The following is a 19,366-nucleotide window of genomic DNA, read 5'->3' on the forward strand; positions in this document are numbered from 1 at the left end:
TCTCGCTCCTTCTTGTCATCGATGAATGCGGCCAAGGCCGCGGTGGGTGAAAGCGTTGCCACGCCCGAAGCGGTTGCGCAGGTGCTGCCACAGGCCCAGCAGTCCGTCGGGGGAAAAGAGAACGATCGCGAGGAACACGCCGCCGATCACGAGGTTGAAGCGTTCGCGGTCCACCAGGTCAATGGCGAAGTTCTGCAAGAGCACGAAGACGATCGCGCCGATGAACGCGCCGATGGGATGCTTCATGCCGCCGAGCACGGCGATGATGAGGATGTTGATCATCGCGCCGGTGCCCACGGTGCCGGGCGAGATGCGGCCGTTGTACCAGACCATCAGGATGCCGCCGACCGCCGCGAGCAAGCCCGTGACCGCATAGGCCGCCACGCGGTGCGCCGTCACGTTGAAGCCCAGCGCCTGCATGCGCCGCGGGTTGTCGCGGATGCCTTGCATCGCGATGCCGAAGGGCGCGCGGATCAGGTGCTTGACGAAGAAGTAGCCGGCCAGCGCACAGGCCAGTGTGAGGAAATAAAAGGGCACGGGGTCGTGCAGGTTCACATCGCCGATGGTCGGCGGCGCAATGCGGCTGAAACCCTGGAAGCCGTTGAACAGCGTGTAGTTCTGCTGCGCCAGATAGAAGAAGGCCACGCCCACCGCGAGCGTGATCATGATGGTGTAGATGCCTTCGGTGCGCACCGACAGCCAACCGATGGCCGCCGCCACGAGCGTGGCCAGCGCGATCGCGACGATGAGCGCGAGCCACCACGGCCAGCCGAGGCTGATCGCCAGGTTGCTGCTGGTGCCGAAGATGGCGAGCATGTAGGCGGCAAAGCCCGCGACCGTCATCTGGGCCAGCGACACCATGCCGCCATAGCCGCCGAGAAATGTGAGGGAGAGCGCGATGAGGCCCAGTGCGAGCGACTGCGCACCGATCTGGAAGGTGAAGAAGTTCGTGGCGAAGAAGGGGTAGGCAATGACGAAGGCGAGCACGATGGCGTGGCGCCAGCGGATGGCATGCAAAGCGGAACGCCAGCGGGACCATGCTTCATGCGGGGCTGCATCGCTCGTGGTGCCGGATGATCTTGCGAGTGGATGCACGACCGCCGCGCGCCGACCGCCCCGTGCCATGTCCGCGGCCGCCGCCGACGAATTCATGGCACGCCGCCATTTCGCCGCGCTCATGACAACGCCCTCACGTGTTCTTCCCCATCAGCCCACGCGGCTTGAATGCCAGCGCGATGACCATGATCACGAAAGTGAAGACGACGCTGTAGGTCGGCGCATAGGCCAGCCCGAATTGCTCGGCGAGGCCAATCAGCAGCGCGCCAATGGCCGCGCCGACGACGCTGCCCATGCCGCCGACGATCACCACGACCAGCGAGGCCAGCAGGTAGCGCGTGTCTTCTCCCGGCGAGATCGACAAGGCCGTGCCGCCCACCACGCCCGCCAGTCCGGCCAGCCCCGCCCCGATCGCAAAGGTCAGCGCGAAGACGAGTTGCACGTTCACGCCCGACGCCGCGAGCATGCCGCGGTCGTCCACACCGGCTCGGATCATCATGCCGATGCGCGTTCGGGTGAGCATCAGCCACAGGCCCACGCCGATCACCACTGACGCGACGAAGACAAAGATGCGGAAGGTCGGAAACTTGTTGACCAGCGGCAGCGTGGTCGAGCCGTAGATCCACGCCGGCGGATCGAAGGTGTAGATCTCCGCGCCCCAGATCCACAGCGCGAGATCGGCCAGCACGATCGACAGTCCGATGGTCACCAGCGTCTGGCGCAGGTCCTGCCCCTGCATGTGGCGAAACACGAGCACCTGCATCAAGAGGCCGAGCACCGCAGCGGAGAGAAATCCTGCGATGACCGCGAGCACCCACGACCCCGTGTGCTCGCCCACGTACCAGCCGATGTACGCACCGATCAGATAGAGCGAGCCGTGCGCGAGGTTGACGTTGCGCATCAGACCGAACACGAGCGTGAAGCCGCTCGCCACCAGGAAATAGAGCGACGCGAGCGTCAGCCCGTTGAGAAAAGTCTTGAAGAACAGCGTGTAGTTGTCGACGATGGCCCAGACCACGAACACCGCGATCGGGATGCCGAACAACAGCCAGAGGGCCCAGCTTTTCCGGGTCAATTTGCTCCCCTGCGGCTTGCCACTTCGCGTGCGGCGATCACGCAACCCGCTCCCACGTACGTTGCGTCGCGATCTCCGGCGCCTTGGCGAATTCGCCATCCTTCATCACGGCGAGGAGGCGTTTGGGGTCGCGCAGGATCGACAGGTTGGCGAGCGGGTCGCCGTCGACCAGCAGCATGTCGGCGAGGTAACCTTCCTTGATGACGCCGAGTTCGTCGGGCTTCATCATGATCTGGCCGCCATAGAGCGTGGTGCAGCGGATCGCTTCCATCGGCGTGAAGCCGAGGTACTTGACGAAGAACTCCAGGTCGCGCGCGTTCTGGCAATGCGGCGTGAAGGCAAAGCCGTAGTCACCGCCCGGCAGCACGCGGATGCCGCGCCTGTGCATCTTCGAGAGCGAAACGCAAGCGGCGTCCCATTCGATCTGGTATCCCATGTCGCAGGCCATCGCATGCGTGATGCCCCAAGGCTCGGCCTCGTAGAGCATCGCGTAGAGGATGGCAATGCCGGGCGCGACGAACACGCGGTCTTTCGCGGCTTCGAGCATGTCGAGCGCCTCGTCATCGATGAAGCTCGCGTGGTAGATCAGGTCGATGCCGTGGCGCAGCGCCTGCTTCACGCTTTCCGATGAGCGCGCATGCGCCACGCCGCGCTTGCCGCGGATCTTGACCTCGCGCATGGCGGCGGCGACTTCCTCGTCGAGCATCCATGCGGTCTCGGCGGGCGACTGCGGCGTGAAGTTGTCGCCCGAGAGGTTGAGCTTGATGGAGTCCACGCCGTACTTGAGGAACAGGCGCACGGCCTTGCGCATTTCGTCCGCGCCGCTGATGTTCACGCCGAAGCTGAATTCGGGGAAAGGCAGGTGGGGCAATGTCTCGTCGCCGAGTGCGCCGAGCACGGTGATCTCTTGGCTGGCGGCGAGGTAGCGCGGGCCGGGGATCTGGCCGGCGTTGATGGCATTGCGGATCACCACGTCGAGGCGCGGCTTGGCGCACGCGGCGCCGACGCAGGAGGTGAAGCCGGCTTGCAGGTAGCGCTTGGCGACCTTGGCGCACCACAGCACATGCTCTTCGAGCGGCATGGTCTGGATGGCGGCGAGCGTTGCGGCGTCGTTCCACGAGAAGTGTGTGTGGGCTTCGCACATCCCGGGCATCAGGGTGGCGCCGGCGCCGTCGATGACTTGCGCGCCGCCGGGGGAGATGGGGGCGGTGCTGCGGCCCACTTGGCGGATGCGGTTGCCGCGCACGAGCACGCTGCCGGAATAGGGGTTCTGGCCTGTGCCGTCGAGGATGCGGACGTTGGTGAAGACGACATCAGCCATGTGCTTCTCCTTGCAGAACCGCGCTCGCTGCGCGAGTGTCTTGCTCCCTCTCCCTCCGGGAGAGGGGACTCAGTCCAAGCGCGAGGTATTGCTCCCTCTCCCTCCGGGAGAGGGTTGGGGTGAGGGCGCCGGGCCTTTGATGAGGTGAGGCAGTGGATACGCCCGGTGCCCTCACCCTAGCCCTCTCCCGGAGGGAGAGGGGACAAAGACCAAATGCCAGGTCTTGCTCCTCCCGGAGCGAAAGGGGGCAAAGACCAGATGCCGGGTATTGCTCCCTCTCCCTCCGGGAGAGGGTTGGGGTGAGGGCTCCGGGTCTTTGATGAGGCGGGGCGGTGGATACGCCCGGTGCCCTCACCCTGGCCCTCTCCCGGAGGGAGAGGGGACAAGACACCGAGAGGGGATAAGACAAAAACCAGAAGCTCATGTCACGCCGCCCACCGCGTCATCTGCGCAGAGCGCCGCACCGGCGGCGCGCGATGAAACTCGCCATCCTTCATCACCGCCAGGATCCGCGCCTTGTCCTGCAGCACCGTGATGTCCGCCAGCGGATCCCCATCCACCAGCAGGATGTCCGCCAGATACCCCTCGCGGATATACCCCAGCACCTTTCCCATCCGCATCATCGGCCCGCCCCACGCGGTCGCCGACAGCAGCGCTTCCATCGTGCTCATGCCCACGTACTTCACGAAGTACTCCAGGTCCTTCGCATTCGTACCATGAGGTGTCCACGCAAAGCCATAGTCACCGCCCGGCAGGATGCGGATGCCGCGCTTGCGCATCGCGCGCATGCTCTCGACCGCGGCTTCCAGCTCCCGGTGATAGCCCATCTTGCGCGTCACCTCCGGCGTCAATCCCCACTGGCTTGCGTGATACGAAGTGTTGATGAGCCACGCCAGCCCCGGCGCGATGAAGTGCTCGGTCTTGTGCGCCTCCAGCATGTCCAGCGCCTCTTCGTCGGTGAAGCTCGCGTGGTAGATCACCTCGATGCCCTGCTTGACGCACTGCTTGATCGACCAGGTCGAACGCGCATGCGCCGCCACGCGCTTGCCCCAGTTCTTCGCCTCCTCGACGCAGACGCGCACTTCCTCTTCGGTGAACTGGCTCGATTCGCTCGGCATGCCGGTGATCGACTCGCCCGACAGGTTGATCTTGAGCGAATCCACACCGTACTTGCAGAACATGCGCACGCAGCGACGCATCTCCTCCGCACCGCTCACGATGGCGCCAAAGGCGAACTCCGGTTGCGGCAGGTGTGGTTGCGTGGTGTCGCCCAAGCCTCCGGGCACCGTGATCTCCTGGCTGGCCGCCAGGTAGCGCGGCCCGATGATGGTGCCGTCGTTGATCGCGTTGCGGATCACCACGTCGAGCCGCGGCTTGGCGGTGGCGGCGCCGACGCAACTGGTCCAGCCCATGTCCAGATAGCGCTCCGCCACTTCGGCGCACCACAGGATGTGCTCCTCCGGCGGCATGCGCTGGATGGCATCCAGGCTGGGCTGGTCGTTCCACGAGAAATGCGTGTGCGCCTCGACCATGCCGGGCATCAGGAAGGCGCCCGCGCCATCGATGACCTGTGCGCCCGACACGGGCACCGAGCGCGCCCCATACGAAGTCTTCACCACCCGCGAGATGCGGTTGCCCTGCACCAGCACGTCGCCCATGAACGGCGCTTCGCCACCGCCATCGAAGATCTTCACGTTGGTGAACATCACATCGGCCATGCTAGCTCCTTGCGTTGGCAGCCAGAAATTCACGCAACTCGCGCTGGCATTCCTCGGGCCGCTCCACCGGCGTCCAGTGCCCGCATTTCGGCAACACGACAACGCGCTTGCTGGCGGCGCGATGCAGCCGGTCGGCCATCGCGCGCACGGCTTGCGGCGGCGCAACGCCGTCCTCATCGCCGGTGACCAGCAGCACCGGCGCTTCGATGTTCTCGACGGCTGCGGGCTGTGCCGCGGCCAGCGCCTCGCAGCTGCGCGCATAGGCTTCGCCGTCCTGACGCATCAGGCTTTCGCGCACGTAAGCCACGGCAATCGGCAAGCGCTCGCGCGTGTCGGCGGAGATGGACGCTTGCAGCAAGGCCTGCGCGATCTCCTGCATGCCGGCCGCGCCTTCACGCGCTTTCGCGGCTCGCGCCTTGATGGCCGTGCGCGCCGCATCGGGCGGCGTGATCAGCGGCCCGAACAAGGCAAGGCTCGCCACGCGCTTCGGATGCGCCGCCGCGATGTGCTGCAGGATGATGTTGCCCATCGAATGTCCGACCCAATGGGCGCGCATCACCTTGAGCCGGTCGCAGGTGTCGAGCACCGTCGCAACATAGCGCTCGATGGTGAGCGGCCCTTCGGCGCGTTGCGAACGTCCGCTGCCCGGCAGGTCCAGGCGCACCACGCGATGCCGTGCCATCGCCGGCATCAGCGGCGTGAAGGTGTTCGAGCTGCCGCCCAGCCCATGCACGCAGACGATGGCCGGGCCTTCGCCCTCTTCTTCCACCGCGATGCGGTCGATCAATTGAAAGCCCATGACAAGCCTTTCACTCGAAGCGGTTCTCGATGACGCCCACGCCATCGATCTCGATGCGCACCACGTCGCCGGACTTGAGCCATTGCGGCGGGTCCATGCCCATGCCGACACCCGCCGGCGTGCCCGTCGCGATCACGTCGCCGGGGTGCAGCGTGATGCCGCGCGAGCAGGTTTCGATCAGCGTCGGGATGTCGAAGATCATGTCGCGCGTCTGCCCGTCCTGGCGCAGCGCGCCATTGACCCAGCCGCGCACGCGCGTCGCGCGGCCGTCGACTTCGTTGGCGCTCACGATCCACGGGCCCATCGGGCAGAAGTGGTCGAAGCTCTTGCCCAGGTCCCACTGCTGGTGGCGCATCTGCACGTCGCGCGCGGTGACGTCGTTCACCACCGTGTAGCCGAACACATGGTTCATCGCACGCGATCGCGGAATGTCGCGCCCGCCACGGCCGATGACCACCGCCAACTCCGATTCGTAGTCGATCTGCACCGACACGGAAGGCGATGGCAGGTACACCGTGTCGTGCGGCCCCACCACGCATTCGCCCAGCTTGCCGAACACGATGGGCCACGGGTCGCTCTCCGGCATGGTCTGGCGAAACACCGTGCCCGCCAGTTCTGTGGCGTGCGCGCGGTAGTTGCGGCCCACGCAGAACAGGCTGCGCAAGGGGCGCGGCAATGGCGCACGCAGGCTGATCAGTTCGACGGGAAGTCGCGTGCCCGAAGGCGCAGGCAAGGGTTCGTCGCGCGCCAGCGCCTGGATCAGCGGCAGCACGCCCAGCGAGGGGTCGCGCACGGCCAGCGGCGTGGCTTCACGCCCGTCCGGCGAGATCGTGCCCACGACATCACGTCCACCCCAATTCCAACTGGCCAGGCGCATTGACTTTGTCTCCATGTCGCCCCGCGATCTGGCCAGACTTGAACCGGCTGTCGCAGGATCTCGGAAGTCATGTTTGAGACTTGCGTCTCAAATCGGGATGGCTGCATCATACGAGTCGGCCACAGTTATTCACAATAGATGCCAGGGGCTCCCAAGCCCCGTACAAACCCGATGGCGCGACTGAAACACAAGCTGAGCGAGGCTCCCACTCCTCCCGAGCGCGGCGTGCGCGCGGCCACCTACCGGCTGCTGCTCGACACGGCGATGAAGATCATCCAGGACAGCGGCCACATCCCCTCGGTGGCCGAGGCGGCGGCGCAGTCGAAGGTGTCGCGCGCCACGGCGTACCGCTATTTTCCGAGCCGCAGCGCGCTGGTGACGGCGGTGATCGACAGCTCGCTGGGGCCGATTCGCAAACTGGCGTCGGACAACCCGAACGGGCGCGAGCGGGTCCATGAATTGTTCCTGCGCACCTTTCCGCGCTTCAAGGAATTCGAGGCGCAGATGCGTGCCGCGGCGCAGCTGTCGCTGGAGCAATGGGGGCTGGAGCGCGCGGGGCTGCTGGAAGAGGAGCCTTATCGGCGCGGCCATCGCGTGCGCATCCTCGAGCACGCCATCGAGCCGCTGGCGCCGCTGATGCAGCCGGCCGTGCGGGACAGGCTGCACCACGCCCTGTCGATCGTCTACGGCATCGAGCCCTACGTGATCCTCAAGGACATCTGGGGCCTGAAGGATCGCGAGGTCGAGCGCACGGCGCTGTGGATGGCCGATGCGCTGATCGACGCGGCGCTGCGCGATGCGCAGGCGGCGCCAGCCGATCGTCCAGCCCGGCTGAACGGCGCGAAAACCGTTGCACCTATCGACACCAAGCGGCGTTGAGGGCGCGCGAATTTGCTCGCGTCACGCTTGGTGTGCAAAGGCGACGCCCATTCAAGAGCCATCCTGCGCCCGCAACGCGGCGCCCCATTGATCTCTTGGTTGACGACTCCCGCCTGCGTGGCGTCAAGTCTCAGGGCGTCACGGCTTCGGCGTCGGATTGGTGACGGCCGCCGGTTGCGTGCCGCTCGGCGGCGACGTCGCCGTGGGCGCCGGCGAATGCGCGCCGGCGGCTTCGATCGGCTTGGCCGCCTCGGCCGCTGGGGCCGCTGGGGCTGCTGGCGCCGGTGGAGGCGCGGCGAACGCGAACGGCCCCGGATCGGTGCAGGGCGGCGTGGTCACTGCCGCGGGCACCGACTTGCCGGCCGCCGTCGCGCCCTCGCGGTATTTGGCCGCCACCTTGTCCTGCACGACGCACAGCTGGTAGGCATCGACCTTGCCCGTCCACGCCGTGCGCGCAGCCGTCTCGGCGGCCTTGGCCTTGGCTTCGGGGGTGGGGTCAGGCGTGGGCAATTTGGCGAACGCTGTGGACGCCAGAGTGGCCACGGAAACCGATGCAAGCAGGCGCAGCAGCATGTTCTTCATCATGAGGTCGATCCTTCGGCAGGCACCGGTTGCGACGCGCGCGGCGCGCCGGGCTGTGGGCTGGAGCGTTGCGCCGGGATCTTGCCGGCGGCGATGTCGTCGTACCAGAGCTCGTGGTGCTCGCGTGCCCAGGTCTCGTCGACGTAGCCGGTGCGCATGGCCTTGTAGGCGCCCTTCATGCCGAGCGTGCCGATGTAGATGTGGCCCATGATCAGCGCCATCATGAGCAGCGTGGCGGCGGCGTGGATCATGTGGGCGATCTGCATGTTGCCGCGCACGTAGGCAACGCCCGGAATCAGCTTGTCCAGGAACAGGCCCGAGCCAATCACGATGCTGCCCAGGAACAGCACCCCGCCCCAGAACACCGCCTTTTCCCCCGCATTGAAGCGGTGCGACGCCGGCTCGTGGCCGCCACCGAACAGGCCGCCGCCCTTCTTGAGCCAAAGCCAGTCGTCCTTGCGCAGCCAGTTGCTGCGGATGAAGGTGACGATCATGAAGACCGTGGTCACCACGAACAACGGCCCCACGAAGTTGTGGATGTTCTTGAGCGCGTAGGTGAGCCAGCCGAACAATGCGCCGCCCATGACCGGCAGCAGGAAGAACTTGCCGAAGGCCATCACGATGCCGCTGACGGCCAGCGTGACGAAGGCGATGGCGTTGGACCAGTGCGTGGCCCGCTCGAAGGGCGTGAAGCGCTCGATCTTTCTGCCCGTCTCATGGCCGTGCAACCCGATGGGGCCGCGCGTGAAATAGAAGATCGCGAGCGCCAGCAGCACGACGAACAGCAGCGCGGCGCCGTAGGGAATCAACCAGTCGTTGCGCACCTGGCGCCAGGCTTCGCCGGCGTTGGTGTAGCGCGAGCCGGGGTACTGCACAAAGCCCTGGATCAGGTTGCCGGCCTCGGGCGCCTCGCTTGTCGGCAGGCTGCTGTAGCCGGTGACGCCGCCCGCCACCTGCCGCCACATGGGTGCGTTGTTGCCGGGCTGGACCTTGTTGCGCTCGCCGTTGCTTTGCTGGAGGTAGTGCGGGTCGGCGCTGGCTTCGGGCTTGACCTCGAAGATGTTCTGGCTCTGGATCGCGCCCGCCGCAACGGGCCCGGAAGGCGGCGCCGCCGGGGCCTGCGCGGACGCGGACCCAAAGCCCAGCAGGGCCATCGTCAGGAGAACTGCGGAGAAGGCTCTGGACATGCGAAGGCCTCCCGCTCAGTTCTCTTTGTTGTATTCGTTCTGCCCGTTCTGCGCGCGGGCCTTGAGCTGCTGCTCCCAAGCCAGCTTGTCGCCGCCCTTCCATCCGGGCGCACTGAACGGCGTGCCAGGCGCCGGGTTGACGCCTGAAGTGGCGGTGCCGCCGGTGCCGGTCCACGGCGGGGCATCCTGCTTCACGCCTCCGGCATTGGTCTGCGGCTTTTCAGAGCACGCGACCAGGGCAACCGCCGCGAGCACGACAAAAAGCAAGCCCCCGCGGCGCATGCGTGCCCCCACGCTCGCAACGGCGCTCATTTCTTGACTCCGTTCGTCGGCGCCTCGCCGGCCACCTTCGAGCCGTAGGCCGTGCCCCAGCCCCACACTTCAGCGCCCTTGCCGCGCTGCACGACGCGGGTGCGGAAGATATCGGCCACCACGTCGCCGTCACCGGCGATCAGGGCCTTGGTCGAGCACATTTCAGCGCAGGCGGGAAGCTTGCCTTCGGCCAAGCGGTTGCGCCCGTACTTTTCAAACTCGGCTTCGGAGCCGTTGGCTTCCGGGCCACCGGCGCAGAAGGTGCACTTGTCCATCTTGCCGCGCATGCCGAAGGTGCCTTGCGACGGGAACTGCGGCGCGCCGAAGGGGCAGGCATAGGAGCAGTAGCCGCAGCCGATGCACACGTCCTTGTCGTGCAGCACCACACCTTCGTCGGTGCGATAGAAGCATTGCACCGGGCACACCGCCATGCAGGGGGCGTCGGAGCAGTGCATGCAGGCCACCGAGATCGACTTCTCGCCCGGCACGCCGTCGTTGAGCGTGACCACGCGGCGGCGGTTCACGCCCCACGGCACCTCGTTCTCGTTCTTGCAGGCCGTGACGCAACCGTTGCACTCGATGCAGCGCTCGGAATCGCAGACAAACTTCATTCGTGCCATGTCGGTTTCCTCAGGCTTTTTCGATGTTGCAGACGGTGGTCTTGGTCTCTTGCATCATGGTGACGCTGTCATAGCCGTAGGTCGTGGCCGTGTTGATGGCCTCGCCGCGCACCACCGGCGCCGCGCCCGTGGGGTAGTAAGCCAGCATGTCCGCGCCCTGCCAGCGCCCCGAGAAGTGGAAGGGCAGGAACACCGTGTCGGGCCCCACGCGCTCGGTGACCAGCGCCTGCACGTTGAGCTTGGCGCCGGTCGGCGTGTGCACCCAGGCGCGCTCGCCGTTGCGGATGCCCTTCTCCGCCGCCACCTTGGGGTTGATCTCGACGAACATCTCCTGCTGCAACTCGGCCAGCCACGGGTTGGAGCGGGTTTCCTCGCCGCCGCCCTCGTACTCGACCAGGCGCCCCGAGGTCATGATGAGCGGGAACTTCTCGTGCAGCTTGTCCGCGATGTTCTTTTGCTGCACCGACTTGTACAGCGTGGGCAGGCGCCAGAACGCGGCCTTGTCGTCGTGCGCCGGGTACTTGGCCACGAGGTCGGGCCGGATGCCATAGAGCGGCTCGCGATGCTGGGGAATCGCATCCGGGAAGTTCCAGACCACCGCACGCGCCTTGGCATTGCCGAAGGGATGGCAGCCGTGGTTCTTCATGAACACGCGGATCATGCCGCCCGAAGGGTCGGTCTTCCAGTTCTTGCCTTCAGCCGCCTTCTTCTCGGGCTCGCTGAGTTCGTCCCACCAGCCGAGCTTCTTGAGCAGCAGGTGGTCGAGTTCGGGGTAGCCGGTGGTGATGTCGGCGCCCAGCGAATGCGAGCCGTCTTCGGAGAGCAAGTTGACGCCGCCGCGCTCCACGCCGAAGTTCGCGCGGAAGTTGCCGCCGCCGTCCATGACGTGCTTGCTCGTGTCGTAGAGGTTGGCCGATCCCGGGTGCTTGAGTTCCGGTGTTCCGTAGCATGGCCAGGGCAGACCGAAATAGTCGCCGCCGATGTCGTAGCCGTTGACCTTGTCTTTCAGTGGACCCTTGGCCTTGAGCGTGCGAACGTCGAAGGCGCCCATGTTGCGCATGTGCGCCTGCAGGCGCTCGGGGCTCTGACCGGTGTACCCGATGGTCCAGCAGCACTTGTTGATCTCGCGCAGGATGTCATCGGGCACGGGTTCATCCATGCCCTTGACCTTCTGCATCTTGTAGTTCTTGACCAGTTCCGCGCCGAAGCCGAGCTTTTGCGCCAACTGGTACATCAGCATGTGGTCGCTGCGGCTTTCCCACAGCGGCTCGATGACCTTCTCGCGCCATTGCAGCGAGCGGTTCGACGCGGTGACGGAGCCGCTGGTTTCGAACTGCGTACAGGCCGGCAGCAGGTACACGGCGCGCTTGGGGTTGACGTCCGTGCCGGGCATCGCCGCCATGGCCGCCGTCGCTGAAGGGTAAGGATCGATCACGACCAGCAGGTCGAGCTTGTCCATCGCCTTCTTCATCTCCAGGCCGCGCGTCTGCGAGTTGGGCGCGTGGCCCCAGTAGACGACGCCGCGCAGGTTCGAGTCCTGGTCGATCAGCTCGTTCTTTTCGAGCACGCCGTCGATCCAGCGCGACACCGTGATGCCGGGCTTGCTCATCATGGCGGGCGACGCAAACTGCTTCTTGATCCACTCGAAGTCCACGCCCCACGCATTGGCGAAGTGCTTCCACGAGCCTTCGACGATGCCGTAGTAGCCGGGCAAGGAATCGGGGTTGGGGCCGACGTCGGTGGCGCCCTGCACGTTGTCGTGGCCGCGGAAGATGTTGGTGCCGCCGCCGCTCTTGCCCACGTTTCCCAGCGCCAGTTGCAGGATGCACGACGCGCGCACCATGGCATTGCCGATAGTGTGCTGCGTCTGGCCCATGCACCAGACGATGGTGCCGGGGCGGTTTTCATTGAGCCAGGTGGCGCACTTGAGCACCTGCGCTTCCTTGACGCCACAGGCCTCCTCGACCTTGTCGGGCGTCCATTTGGCGAGCACGTCTTCGCGGACCTTGTCCATGCCGAAGACGCGGTCGTTGATGTACTTCTTGTCTTCCCAGCCGTTCTTGAAGATGTGATACAGGATGCCGAACAGGAAGGGAATGTCGGAGCCCGAGCGGATGCGCACGTATTCGTCGGCCTTGGCCGCCGTGCGGGTGAAGCGCGGATCGACCACGATCATCTTGCAGCCGTTTTCCTTGGCATGCAGCATGTGCAGCATGCTCACCGGATGCGCCTCGGCGGCGTTGGATCCGATGTACAGCGCCACCTTGGCGTTGCGCATGTCGTTGTACGAATTGGTCATGGCGCCGTAGCCCCATGTGTTCGCAACGCCGGCCACCGTGGTCGAGTGGCAGATGCGGGCCTGGTGGTCGCAGTTGTTGGAGCCGAAGAAGCTCACGAACTTGCGCATCAGATAGGACTGCTCGTTGCTGTGCTTGGACGAGCCGATCCAGTAGACCGAGTCGGGGCCGCTGGCCTGGCGCAACTCCTTGAGCTTGGCCGTGACTTCATCGAGCGCCTGGTCCCAGCTGATGCGCTCGTACTTGCCGTTGACCAGCTTCATGGGATAGCGCAGGCGGTACTCGCCATGGCCGTGCTCGCGCAGTGCAGCACCCTTTGCGCAATGCGCGCCGAGGTTGATGGGCGAATCGAACACCGGCTCCTGACGAACCCACACGCCGTTCTCGACGACGGCATCGGATGCGCAGCCGACCGAGCAATGCGAGCACACGGTGCGGCGCACCTCGACCTTGCCGGCACCGACCGCGGTCGGCCGTGCGCCGTCGGCGGCATTGGCCTTGCGCATCAGCGTGAGCTGGCCAGCCGCAAGGCCGACACCGACGCCCAAGCCCGAGCGGCGCAGGAAGGCGCGACGGTCCATGGTGGGCAGCGCGTTGGACAGGCCGCGATGCAGGCTGTGGATGAAAGGCGAATTGGTGGCAACGGCACGCGCGGTGGAGCCGTTCTTTCGGGGGGTGAGCAGCATGGTGTGTCCTCGTCAGGCCGCGGTGGACTTGTAGTAGCGCTTGACGTGCTCGCTGAGCGAGTACCCACCGCCATTGGCTGGCGCCGGCGGCAGCGCGGGAGCGGCCTGTGTGTCGGCAGGCGCTTCGGTCATGCCGGGCAAGACCGTGACGGCGACAGTGGCAGCACCGACGGCTGCAGCACCTGCAAAAAACTTCCTGCGCGAGGCCGGTGCAACGGCACCGGCGAGTTGGCTGTTCGGCATGACGAAGACCCCCGAATGGCTTGGTTCACATTCGATATGAACCGATTTGCATAGGTCTGAATACTAGTTCAGACCCTTATCCGATATCACGATTGCGGCTTTGCATGACTGCTCATTCGAGCATGTCGAAGCCCTGTGCTTCCACACCGACAAAGGCCTGCGTGAAGCGCGCCAGCGATGCGTAGAAAACAGCCGATGGATGCTGCACCACAGCATCACACATGGCCGGCACCCACGGCTGCATATGCCGCGCGAAGAAGGCCTGCTGCTCCTTGAGATTGGCCACCGCCACGTCCTCTCCGGCGATGAGGTAGCGCATCACTTCGCAGAGGCAGGCGACGTGGTCTTCGGTCTCGCCGAGGGATTCGTCGCGCGCCAGTCCGAGCCTTGCCAGGTCCGTGCGCAACTGCGCGAGCGGCTTGTCGTTGAGGAAGCCACTCAGGTAGTGCGAGCCGTAGAGCATGACGGCGGGCTTGCCGACACCGCCGAAGAGCGCGTCGTATTCCTTGCGTGCGCTGTCCACCGTGAGGTCGCGCGCGGCGCCGACGAGTTCGCGCCACGGCTCTTCGAGGTACGCGCCGGCGGCGGGCGCCTCGGTCACTGCCACGCGCAGCGCATCGAGCAACTCGGCATCGGGCGGTGCGAACCACAAACGCGCCAGAACGCCGTACAACTCGGCGCGCGCCAGTTCTTCGTCGAGCGCGGAGGAGGCAACGGGAATCGCGTTCATAGGTCGGTGATCTTCAATTCGTTCTGCGCGCTGTACAGGTCGATCACGCGGCAGTCACTGCACATCTTCAGGCGCTCCAGTGCTTCGCCCTGAAACATCGAGTGGCCGGCGAGGCGGCCGAGCATGGCCTCGATGGCCTTCTGCGTGCCAAAGGGTTTGCTGCAGCGCACACAGCTCCACGGTTTGGCTTCGTTGAGCACCACGCGCTGCTGCCGCTCGGGCGACGCCAAGAGGCGAGGCACGAGCGAGATCGCGTTCTCAGGGCATGTGCTTTCGCAAAGCCCACACTGCACGCAGTTCTTTTCGATGAAGCGCAGTTGCGGCGCGTCGGGGTTGTCCAGCAGCGCACCGGCGGGGCAGGCGCCGACGCAGGCCAGGCACAAGGTGCAGGCGTCCTTGTCGACAGCGACGGCGCCGTAGGGTGCGCCAGCAGGCAGCGGCACGGCGAACGAGGGCGGTGCGGACTTCAACGCCGGCGCATGCTCGATGAAGTGGTCGATCACGAATTCAAGCGTGCCGCGTTTGTCGGAAGAGACGGCGAAACGCGCGGCCTGCGCGGGGCGGCGAGTGACCGCCGTGGGAAGGCTGGCAAGCGCAGCGTCGAGCCTGTCGGGCGCGTTGGCCTCGATCAGGCAGAAGTGCGTGCCCTCATAGCCAAGGCCTTGCAACAGGGCTTGCGCCACGTCCATCTGACGCCGCAGGGCAGCAAGGTACTGCGGCGCTTCCTCGCCCGTGGCGAGCACGACGACGCGCGACGCGCCCCAGGCGATGGCGCTCAGCCACAGGTCGATGCCCGTGCTCGCGACGTGCATCAGCGCCAGCGGAATGACGTGGGCGGGCACGCCGTGTGCGCGACCCAATTGCGCGGCGCGGCCCAGTTCGCCGATCAGCGCCTGCCCCTGCTCCTCGCTGTGCAGCAGCAGCGTGGCGTCGCGGCCGCCGGCCTTCTCGTAGGTCGACAGCAGCGTGCGCAGCTTGCGCCCCTGGTGGGTTGCCGGCGGCCAGGTGTAGCCCAGCGCGCCGCTCGGGCACACGGTGGTGCAGGCGCCGCAACCCACGCAGAGGTTGGGGTTGACGACGATGCGCTGGCGTTCCTTGTCGCTGCTGATGGCGTGGGCCGAGCAAACCTCCACGCAGGCATTGCAGCCGACCACTTCGTTGCGGCTGTGGGCGCAGAGCTTTTGCTTGTAGTCGAAGAACTTCGGCTTGTCGAACTCGCCCACCAGTTCGCGTAGGCGCAGCAAGGTTTGCGCGCCCTGGGCGTTCGCCAAGCCGCCCGGCAAATGGAAGTAGCCCTGTGGCGGCGCATGCCAGTCGATGAGCGGCGCGGCGCCAAGGTCGAGCACGAGGTCAAAGTCCGCGTCCAGCGATTCGACGGGCCGGTCGAATCGGATCGCGCCGGCCACGCCGCAGGCGCGTTCGCAGTCGCGGTGCGAGGTGCACTTGTTTTCATCGATCTGGTAGTCGAGGCCGATGGCCTGCTCCGGGCATGCGACAAGGCAGGCGTTGCAGCGCGTGCACAGGTCGAGGTCGATCGCATTGCTGCGCGACCAGCCGAGCTTGAAGGCACCCAGCCAGCCGGTGAGCGATGCAATCCGCCCGGCCATGACCGGATAGCGCCGCTCCTGCATGCCGCCGGTGGCGCCGGGGCCTTGCGAGAAGATGGTCACGGCGAGCGCATCGCCCACCAGCGCCGCGGCGTGCTCGGCGGCATCGAGCGGGCCGACGATCAGCAGCCGGCCCTGGCTCGCGTAGCTGACGGTGGGCGCCGGCTCCGGCTCGGGCAGGTGCGCGGCGGCGAGCAGCGCCGCGATCTTGGGCATCGCGCTTTTGGCGTCGCGGCTCCAGCCGCCGGTCTCGCGGATGTTGACGAAGCGCACCACCGCGCCGGCTTCGGCAGCGCCGGGCGTTTGCTCTGCGATTTCGGTGAAGAGGCGTTTTTCCTGCGTGCAGGCAACAACGAGGCCGCCGCCGCCCGCCAGCGCCCGCTGAAAGGCGGGCGCCTCGCGACGGCACAGGCCGGAATGGAGCGTGAGAGGTTCAGCCAGCGCGGCGCCGAGCGTCTTCGGCTCGAGCGGCATCGTCTGGTTGCAGTCGCAGATCAGCGTTTTCTGGGTCATCGTGAGGTTGGCTGGCGAGTTGCTGCGCTTCTTCTGCTGCGCTGGCAACCGGCTGGCTGGCATGGGCCTCTTCGGCCTTCGCGTCGGGGGACGCCGGGGGAGTCTGATCTTTCTTCTTGTCGTCTTCTTCGTCGTCGTCGAAGAGCTTCAGGAAGCGGGCGCTCGCCATCTGGCGCAGGGTGGCCTCGGACAAGGGAGAGGGCTTCGAGTAGTCGTCGATGTAGATGTCCAGCCGGTCCATGACGTTGAAGTGCGGATCGGCGAAGAGCTTCCTGAACGCTGCGTTCTTGACTTCGGGCGCGACGTTGCTGGCGAGGAAGGGCTTGAAGTCGGAGTCGAGGGTGAGCGACTCGGTGTCGGCAAGGGTGAGGGGCGAGGGCTCCTGCTTTTCTCCTTCCCCCTCCGGGGGAAGGCCGGGACGGGGGCTGGTGGGATCAACCAGCGCCGTCGTGCCCCCACCCCGACCCTCCTCCGGAGGGGTAGGGAGAGGTTCAGATTCCGCAGCCACCTCCTGCTTGCGGCGGGACCAGCGCTTGAAGAAGCTCTCGTCTTCAGACATCGCCGGCTCCCTTGCCCTTGGGCTTTTCGGTCGTCACGCTCGCCGCATTGCCGAAGCGGTCGACCAGCGGCCTGAAGCTTTCCGGACGGCGCCGGCGCTTGGGCTCGACGATGTAGTTCGCATCGACGAACTCACCCATCCAGCCAATGATTTCCGGCGGCGCGGGCACCTGGTCGACAAACTCCTGTGCGTCGAGCCAGCGGCCGGCGTCGTGGTAGCTCAGGCTCACCGCCACCGGGCGCGCAAGGGGCTCCTCGGCCAGCGTGGGCGTTTCGTCCATGCGCCACAGCACGAACCAGCAGGGCGCGGGCGTTGTCGCGTTGAGGTAATAGCCTTCGAGGTCATCGCGAAACAGTTGCACCTGATGGCCGGGATGCAGCCAGCGCTGCGCTTCGTCGTCCTGCGTGAGCAGGCGGATGTCGCGGCCGAAGGCTGCTTCGTCGCGCACCACGCTGTCGAGCACCCAGCGCCACGGCTGCCAGCGGCTGGCGGGGCCGTGGATGCGCTCGCGCCGCATGACCACGGCCACGTCGAGCGTGGGTCGTGCGGCGGCACCCAGGACATCTGCGGGTTCACGAACGGACATGCAGTACACGATAGCCTATGCAAGAGGGTACATAGGCTAAGGGGTTTCGAGGATGCTGTTCAGTTCATTGCGGAAACTGGATCACGGGACCGGCCGCCTTGGTGCCCGGCGGCACGTAGGCCGGTGCCGGCGCGCCCGCCGTGCCCAGCGAACGCGTGAACGCGTAGATGGCCTTCAGGTCGGCATCGCTCATCGCACGGACGTTGAACCACGGCATGGGCGGGCGCGGTTCCATATTGCGCGCGTGATGGAGCCATTGCTGCTCGCTCATGCCGGCCAGCAGGATGCGCAGATTGGTGGGATAGGTCGTGCCCCACGGGCCGGCCCAGCCCACGGCGTCGCCCGTGAGCCAGAGCTTTTCGTCGACCTTGCCGTTCTGCGGCGCGTAGTTGGGGGTGTGGCAGTCGTTGCAGCCGGCGATCTGGACCAGGTATCGGCCGCGCTCCAACTGCTTGGCGGGCGGCTTGCTGACCGCAGCGGATTGGGCGAAGGCCGCTGTCGCTGCGCCCATGAGCAGCAGCAGTGCGGCGATGGCTTTCGGGGGCTTGTTCATCATGGCGACTTCTCCTCTTTGGTGGTTGGCAAAGCAGCGTTGACCAGGGCGCGAATGGCCCAGCGGCGGACCTTGCGTGCCTGGCCGTCGTCCAGGCGCAGCACGTCCTTGAAGACGATCATGGCTTCGGGGCCCATGACCAGCGCCAGCGAATGCTTGAGGTTCTTGAGCGCCGCGGGCGTGAAGCGATCGATCGAGGGGCCGAGCGCCGCGTCGATGAGCGGCGAGCGGCGGTTCTGGCGCGCGGGCAACTGGTCGTCGACCTCGCCGCGCGCGCTGCGTTCCAGCGACTGCGCCAGCATCATGCGCAGCGGCACTTCGTTGGCCAGCGTCATGGCGTGCAAGGCGTCGTCGACACGCTCCAGCCGCGCGACAGGGTTGTTGGCGGGCACGCCGGACAGGATCTGGTCCGCATGCGGCGTATCGACGTCGATCGACGCCTCCAGGTACAGCGTCTCGACCTTGGGGAAATAGCGATAGGCGGTGGCGCGCGACACCATCGCCTGCGCGGCCACCTCTTCGAGCGTGGGCTTGCCGCCCTGCCGCATGAGTTCTGCCGCCGCATGCAGCATGGCCTGGCGCGTGCGCTGCTTCTGCTGGTGACGCAGATCCGGCTGCGTCATGGCGCGGCGGCGGTCGCCGGCTGTGGCGGCGGAAGCTGCTGCATGACAGCGGCCATGTCGACCCACACGTTCTCGCGGCGGATCTGGCCTGCGTCGGTGAACTCGATGACGTGAAGGAGGCGAAAACTCAAGGGCCGGCCTTGCCCCTGGAGACCGAAGGGCTGTCCGGGCGCCGTGCCGCTCCAGAGCGAGTCGTCGACCATGAAGTTGTGGCCATAGAGCCGGCGCAGGGACTTGACCTCGCCGTGGGCGAGATCGGCGAACAAGGCTTCGTAGAAGGGCTGCGCACCCTCGCGCCCCTGGCTGGGGCCGGTGGGCCAGCCGACAACGTCGTGCTCGACGTCGGGCGTCAGCGTGGCCAGCACGCCGGTGACGTCGTCGCGCGCCTCGAAGGCGAAATGCTCGTCGAGCTTGCGGTCCATTTCATGAGGGGTGAGTGGCATGGCGGGTCCTTTCTTGGCGGAAGGGAGGGCTCACGTTCATGAGACAAAAATCTCATGAAGAGAATTATGGTGTGTGGAAGTGAAATGTCAACCGGCGTGA

20 protein-coding genes are annotated in these 19,366 nt (G+C 66.2%); 1 reads left to right on the forward strand and 19 read right to left on the reverse strand.

Translation table 11 applies throughout. From position 1 onward, the window contains the following. Positions 1-15: 15 nt before the first annotated feature. From QTI66_RS05325 to QTI66_RS05350, 6 genes are all read right to left on the reverse strand, one after another. The gene (locus QTI66_RS05325) at positions 16-1,152 is read right to left on the reverse strand and encodes a branched-chain amino acid ABC transporter permease (RefSeq protein ID WP_286557948.1); all 1,137 of its coding nucleotides are present in this window, start codon (positions 1,150-1,152) and stop codon (positions 16-18) included. A gap of 37 nt (positions 1,153-1,189) precedes the next feature. Next, the gene (locus QTI66_RS05330) at positions 1,190-2,131 is read right to left on the reverse strand and encodes a branched-chain amino acid ABC transporter permease (protein WP_286557949.1); all 942 of its coding nucleotides are present in this window, start codon (positions 2,129-2,131) and stop codon (positions 1,190-1,192) included. 37 nt (positions 2,132-2,168) lie between these two features. Continuing rightward, entirely contained in the window at positions 2,169-3,452 is a 1,284-nt protein-coding gene (locus tag QTI66_RS05335; protein ID WP_286557950.1) for a metal-dependent hydrolase family protein, read from the reverse strand. A 425-nt stretch (positions 3,453-3,877) separates the two neighbouring features. Beyond that, complete coding sequence (locus tag QTI66_RS05340) at positions 3,878-5,170, reverse strand: metal-dependent hydrolase family protein (RefSeq protein WP_286557951.1); 1,293 nt, start codon at positions 5,168-5,170, stop codon at positions 3,878-3,880. 1 nt (position 5,171) lies between these two features. After that, positions 5,172-5,969 (reverse strand): alpha/beta fold hydrolase, encoded by a 798-nt coding sequence (locus QTI66_RS05345; protein ID WP_286557952.1) that lies wholly within the window; start codon positions 5,967-5,969, stop codon positions 5,172-5,174. A gap of 10 nt (positions 5,970-5,979) precedes the next feature. Then, positions 5,980-6,846, reverse strand: a complete 867-nt coding sequence (locus QTI66_RS05350; RefSeq protein ID WP_286557954.1) for a fumarylacetoacetate hydrolase family protein — start codon at positions 6,844-6,846, stop codon at positions 5,980-5,982. Between the two features lie 171 nt (positions 6,847-7,017). Between QTI66_RS05350 and QTI66_RS05355 the strand changes: the two genes are divergently transcribed. Continuing rightward, positions 7,018-7,725: a TetR/AcrR family transcriptional regulator gene (locus QTI66_RS05355; protein ID WP_286557955.1), complete on the forward strand. Its 708-nt coding sequence runs from the start codon at positions 7,018-7,020 to the stop codon at positions 7,723-7,725. A gap of 138 nt (positions 7,726-7,863) precedes the next feature. On the opposite strand, the gene QTI66_RS05360 is transcribed toward QTI66_RS05355, so the two are convergent. From QTI66_RS05360 to QTI66_RS05420, 13 genes are all read right to left on the reverse strand, one after another. Further along, entirely contained in the window at positions 7,864-8,307 is a 444-nt protein-coding gene (locus tag QTI66_RS05360) for a hypothetical protein (protein ID WP_286559003.1), read from the reverse strand. After that, positions 8,307-9,494: a formate dehydrogenase subunit gamma gene (locus QTI66_RS05365; protein ID WP_286557958.1), complete on the reverse strand. Its 1,188-nt coding sequence runs from the start codon at positions 9,492-9,494 to the stop codon at positions 8,307-8,309. The genes QTI66_RS05360 and QTI66_RS05365 overlap by 1 nt, the downstream gene beginning before the upstream one ends. A gap of 15 nt (positions 9,495-9,509) precedes the next feature. Continuing rightward, a complete protein-coding gene (locus QTI66_RS05370; protein WP_444814948.1) occupies positions 9,510-9,806 on the reverse strand; it encodes a hypothetical protein in 297 nt (98 codons plus the stop codon). After that, positions 9,803-10,426 (reverse strand): formate dehydrogenase FDH3 subunit beta, encoded by a 624-nt coding sequence (fdh3B, locus tag QTI66_RS05375; protein ID WP_286557960.1) that lies wholly within the window; start codon positions 10,424-10,426, stop codon positions 9,803-9,805. Before fdh3B ends, QTI66_RS05370 begins: the two co-directional genes overlap by 4 nt. A 10-nt stretch (positions 10,427-10,436) precedes the next feature. Further along, positions 10,437-13,409 (reverse strand): formate dehydrogenase subunit alpha, encoded by a 2,973-nt coding sequence (locus QTI66_RS05380; RefSeq protein WP_286557961.1) that lies wholly within the window; start codon positions 13,407-13,409, stop codon positions 10,437-10,439. 12 nt (positions 13,410-13,421) lie between these two features. Beyond that, complete coding sequence (locus tag QTI66_RS05385; RefSeq protein ID WP_286557964.1) at positions 13,422-13,652, reverse strand: formate dehydrogenase; 231 nt, start codon at positions 13,650-13,652, stop codon at positions 13,422-13,424. 112 nt (positions 13,653-13,764) lie between these two features. Continuing rightward, entirely contained in the window at positions 13,765-14,382 is a 618-nt protein-coding gene (locus tag QTI66_RS05390) for a TorD/DmsD family molecular chaperone (RefSeq protein ID WP_286557966.1), read from the reverse strand. Further along, the gene (locus tag QTI66_RS05395) at positions 14,379-16,463 is read right to left on the reverse strand and encodes a 4Fe-4S dicluster domain-containing protein (protein ID WP_286559007.1); all 2,085 of its coding nucleotides are present in this window, start codon (positions 16,461-16,463) and stop codon (positions 14,379-14,381) included. Before QTI66_RS05395 ends, QTI66_RS05390 begins: the two co-directional genes overlap by 4 nt. Beyond that, positions 16,423-17,061 carry a DUF3306 domain-containing protein gene (locus QTI66_RS05400; RefSeq protein WP_286557968.1) on the reverse strand — a complete coding sequence of 213 codons (639 nt, stop codon included), beginning with the start codon at positions 17,059-17,061 and terminating at the stop codon, positions 16,423-16,425. Before QTI66_RS05400 ends, QTI66_RS05395 begins: the two co-directional genes overlap by 41 nt. Beyond that, a complete protein-coding gene (locus QTI66_RS05405) occupies positions 17,054-17,647 on the reverse strand; it encodes a DUF3305 domain-containing protein (RefSeq protein WP_286557969.1) in 594 nt (197 codons plus the stop codon). The genes QTI66_RS05400 and QTI66_RS05405 overlap by 8 nt, the downstream gene beginning before the upstream one ends. Positions 17,648-17,711: 64 nt before the next feature. Then, positions 17,712-18,203, reverse strand: coding sequence for a c-type cytochrome (locus QTI66_RS05410; RefSeq protein ID WP_286557971.1), 492 nt, complete (start codon positions 18,201-18,203; stop codon positions 17,712-17,714). Next, entirely contained in the window at positions 18,200-18,823 is a 624-nt protein-coding gene (locus QTI66_RS05415) for a TetR/AcrR family transcriptional regulator (protein WP_286557972.1), read from the reverse strand. The genes QTI66_RS05410 and QTI66_RS05415 overlap by 4 nt, the downstream gene beginning before the upstream one ends. Beyond that, on the reverse strand, positions 18,820-19,266 hold the full coding sequence (locus tag QTI66_RS05420) for an ester cyclase (protein ID WP_286557974.1): 447 nt from the start codon (positions 19,264-19,266) through the stop codon (positions 18,820-18,822). Before QTI66_RS05420 ends, QTI66_RS05415 begins: the two co-directional genes overlap by 4 nt. Positions 19,267-19,366 lie beyond the last annotated feature (100 nt).

The sequence above is a fragment of the Variovorax brevis genome (assembly GCF_030317105.1).
Lineage (GTDB): Bacteria > Pseudomonadota > Gammaproteobacteria > Burkholderiales > Burkholderiaceae_C > Variovorax > Variovorax brevis.

What these genes read in the sequence shown, in the direction of transcription:
- QTI66_RS05325 (WP_286557948.1), bottom strand. Translation starts at nt 1,152, where the DNA reads ATGAATTCGTCGGCGGCGGCCGCGGACATGGCACGGGGCGGTCGGCGC.
- QTI66_RS05335 (WP_286557950.1), bottom strand. Translation starts at nt 3,452, where the DNA reads ATGGCTGATGTCGTCTTCACCAACGTCCGCATCCTCGACGGCACAGGC.
- QTI66_RS05340 (WP_286557951.1), bottom strand. Translation starts at nt 5,170, where the DNA reads ATGGCCGATGTGATGTTCACCAACGTGAAGATCTTCGATGGCGGTGGC.
- QTI66_RS05345 (WP_286557952.1), bottom strand. Translation starts at nt 5,969, where the DNA reads ATGGGCTTTCAATTGATCGACCGCATCGCGGTGGAAGAAGAGGGCGAA.
- QTI66_RS05350 (WP_286557954.1), bottom strand. Translation starts at nt 6,846, where the DNA reads ATGCGCCTGGCCAGTTGGAATTGGGGTGGACGTGATGTCGTGGGCACG.
- QTI66_RS05355 (WP_286557955.1), top strand. Translation starts at nt 7,018, where the DNA reads ATGGCGCGACTGAAACACAAGCTGAGCGAGGCTCCCACTCCTCCCGAG.
- QTI66_RS05360 (WP_286559003.1), bottom strand. Translation starts at nt 8,307, where the DNA reads ATGAAGAACATGCTGCTGCGCCTGCTTGCATCGGTTTCCGTGGCCACT.
- QTI66_RS05365 (WP_286557958.1), bottom strand. Translation starts at nt 9,494, where the DNA reads ATGTCCAGAGCCTTCTCCGCAGTTCTCCTGACGATGGCCCTGCTGGGC.
- QTI66_RS05370 (WP_444814948.1), bottom strand. Translation starts at nt 9,806, where the DNA reads ATGAGCGCCGTTGCGAGCGTGGGGGCACGCATGCGCCGCGGGGGCTTG.
- fdh3B (WP_286557960.1), bottom strand. Translation starts at nt 10,426, where the DNA reads ATGGCACGAATGAAGTTTGTCTGCGATTCCGAGCGCTGCATCGAGTGC.
- QTI66_RS05380 (WP_286557961.1), bottom strand. Translation starts at nt 13,409, where the DNA reads ATGCTGCTCACCCCCCGAAAGAACGGCTCCACCGCGCGTGCCGTTGCC.
- QTI66_RS05385 (WP_286557964.1), bottom strand. Translation starts at nt 13,652, where the DNA reads ATGCCGAACAGCCAACTCGCCGGTGCCGTTGCACCGGCCTCGCGCAGG.
- QTI66_RS05390 (WP_286557966.1), bottom strand. Translation starts at nt 14,382, where the DNA reads ATGAACGCGATTCCCGTTGCCTCCTCCGCGCTCGACGAAGAACTGGCG.
- QTI66_RS05395 (WP_286559007.1), bottom strand. Translation starts at nt 16,463, where the DNA reads ATGCCGCTCGAGCCGAAGACGCTCGGCGCCGCGCTGGCTGAACCTCTC.
- QTI66_RS05400 (WP_286557968.1), bottom strand. Translation starts at nt 17,061, where the DNA reads ATGTCTGAAGACGAGAGCTTCTTCAAGCGCTGGTCCCGCCGCAAGCAG.
- QTI66_RS05405 (WP_286557969.1), bottom strand. Translation starts at nt 17,647, where the DNA reads ATGTCCGTTCGTGAACCCGCAGATGTCCTGGGTGCCGCCGCACGACCC.
- QTI66_RS05410 (WP_286557971.1), bottom strand. Translation starts at nt 18,203, where the DNA reads ATGATGAACAAGCCCCCGAAAGCCATCGCCGCACTGCTGCTGCTCATG.
- QTI66_RS05415 (WP_286557972.1), bottom strand. Translation starts at nt 18,823, where the DNA reads ATGACGCAGCCGGATCTGCGTCACCAGCAGAAGCAGCGCACGCGCCAG.
- QTI66_RS05420 (WP_286557974.1), bottom strand. Translation starts at nt 19,266, where the DNA reads ATGCCACTCACCCCTCATGAAATGGACCGCAAGCTCGACGAGCATTTC.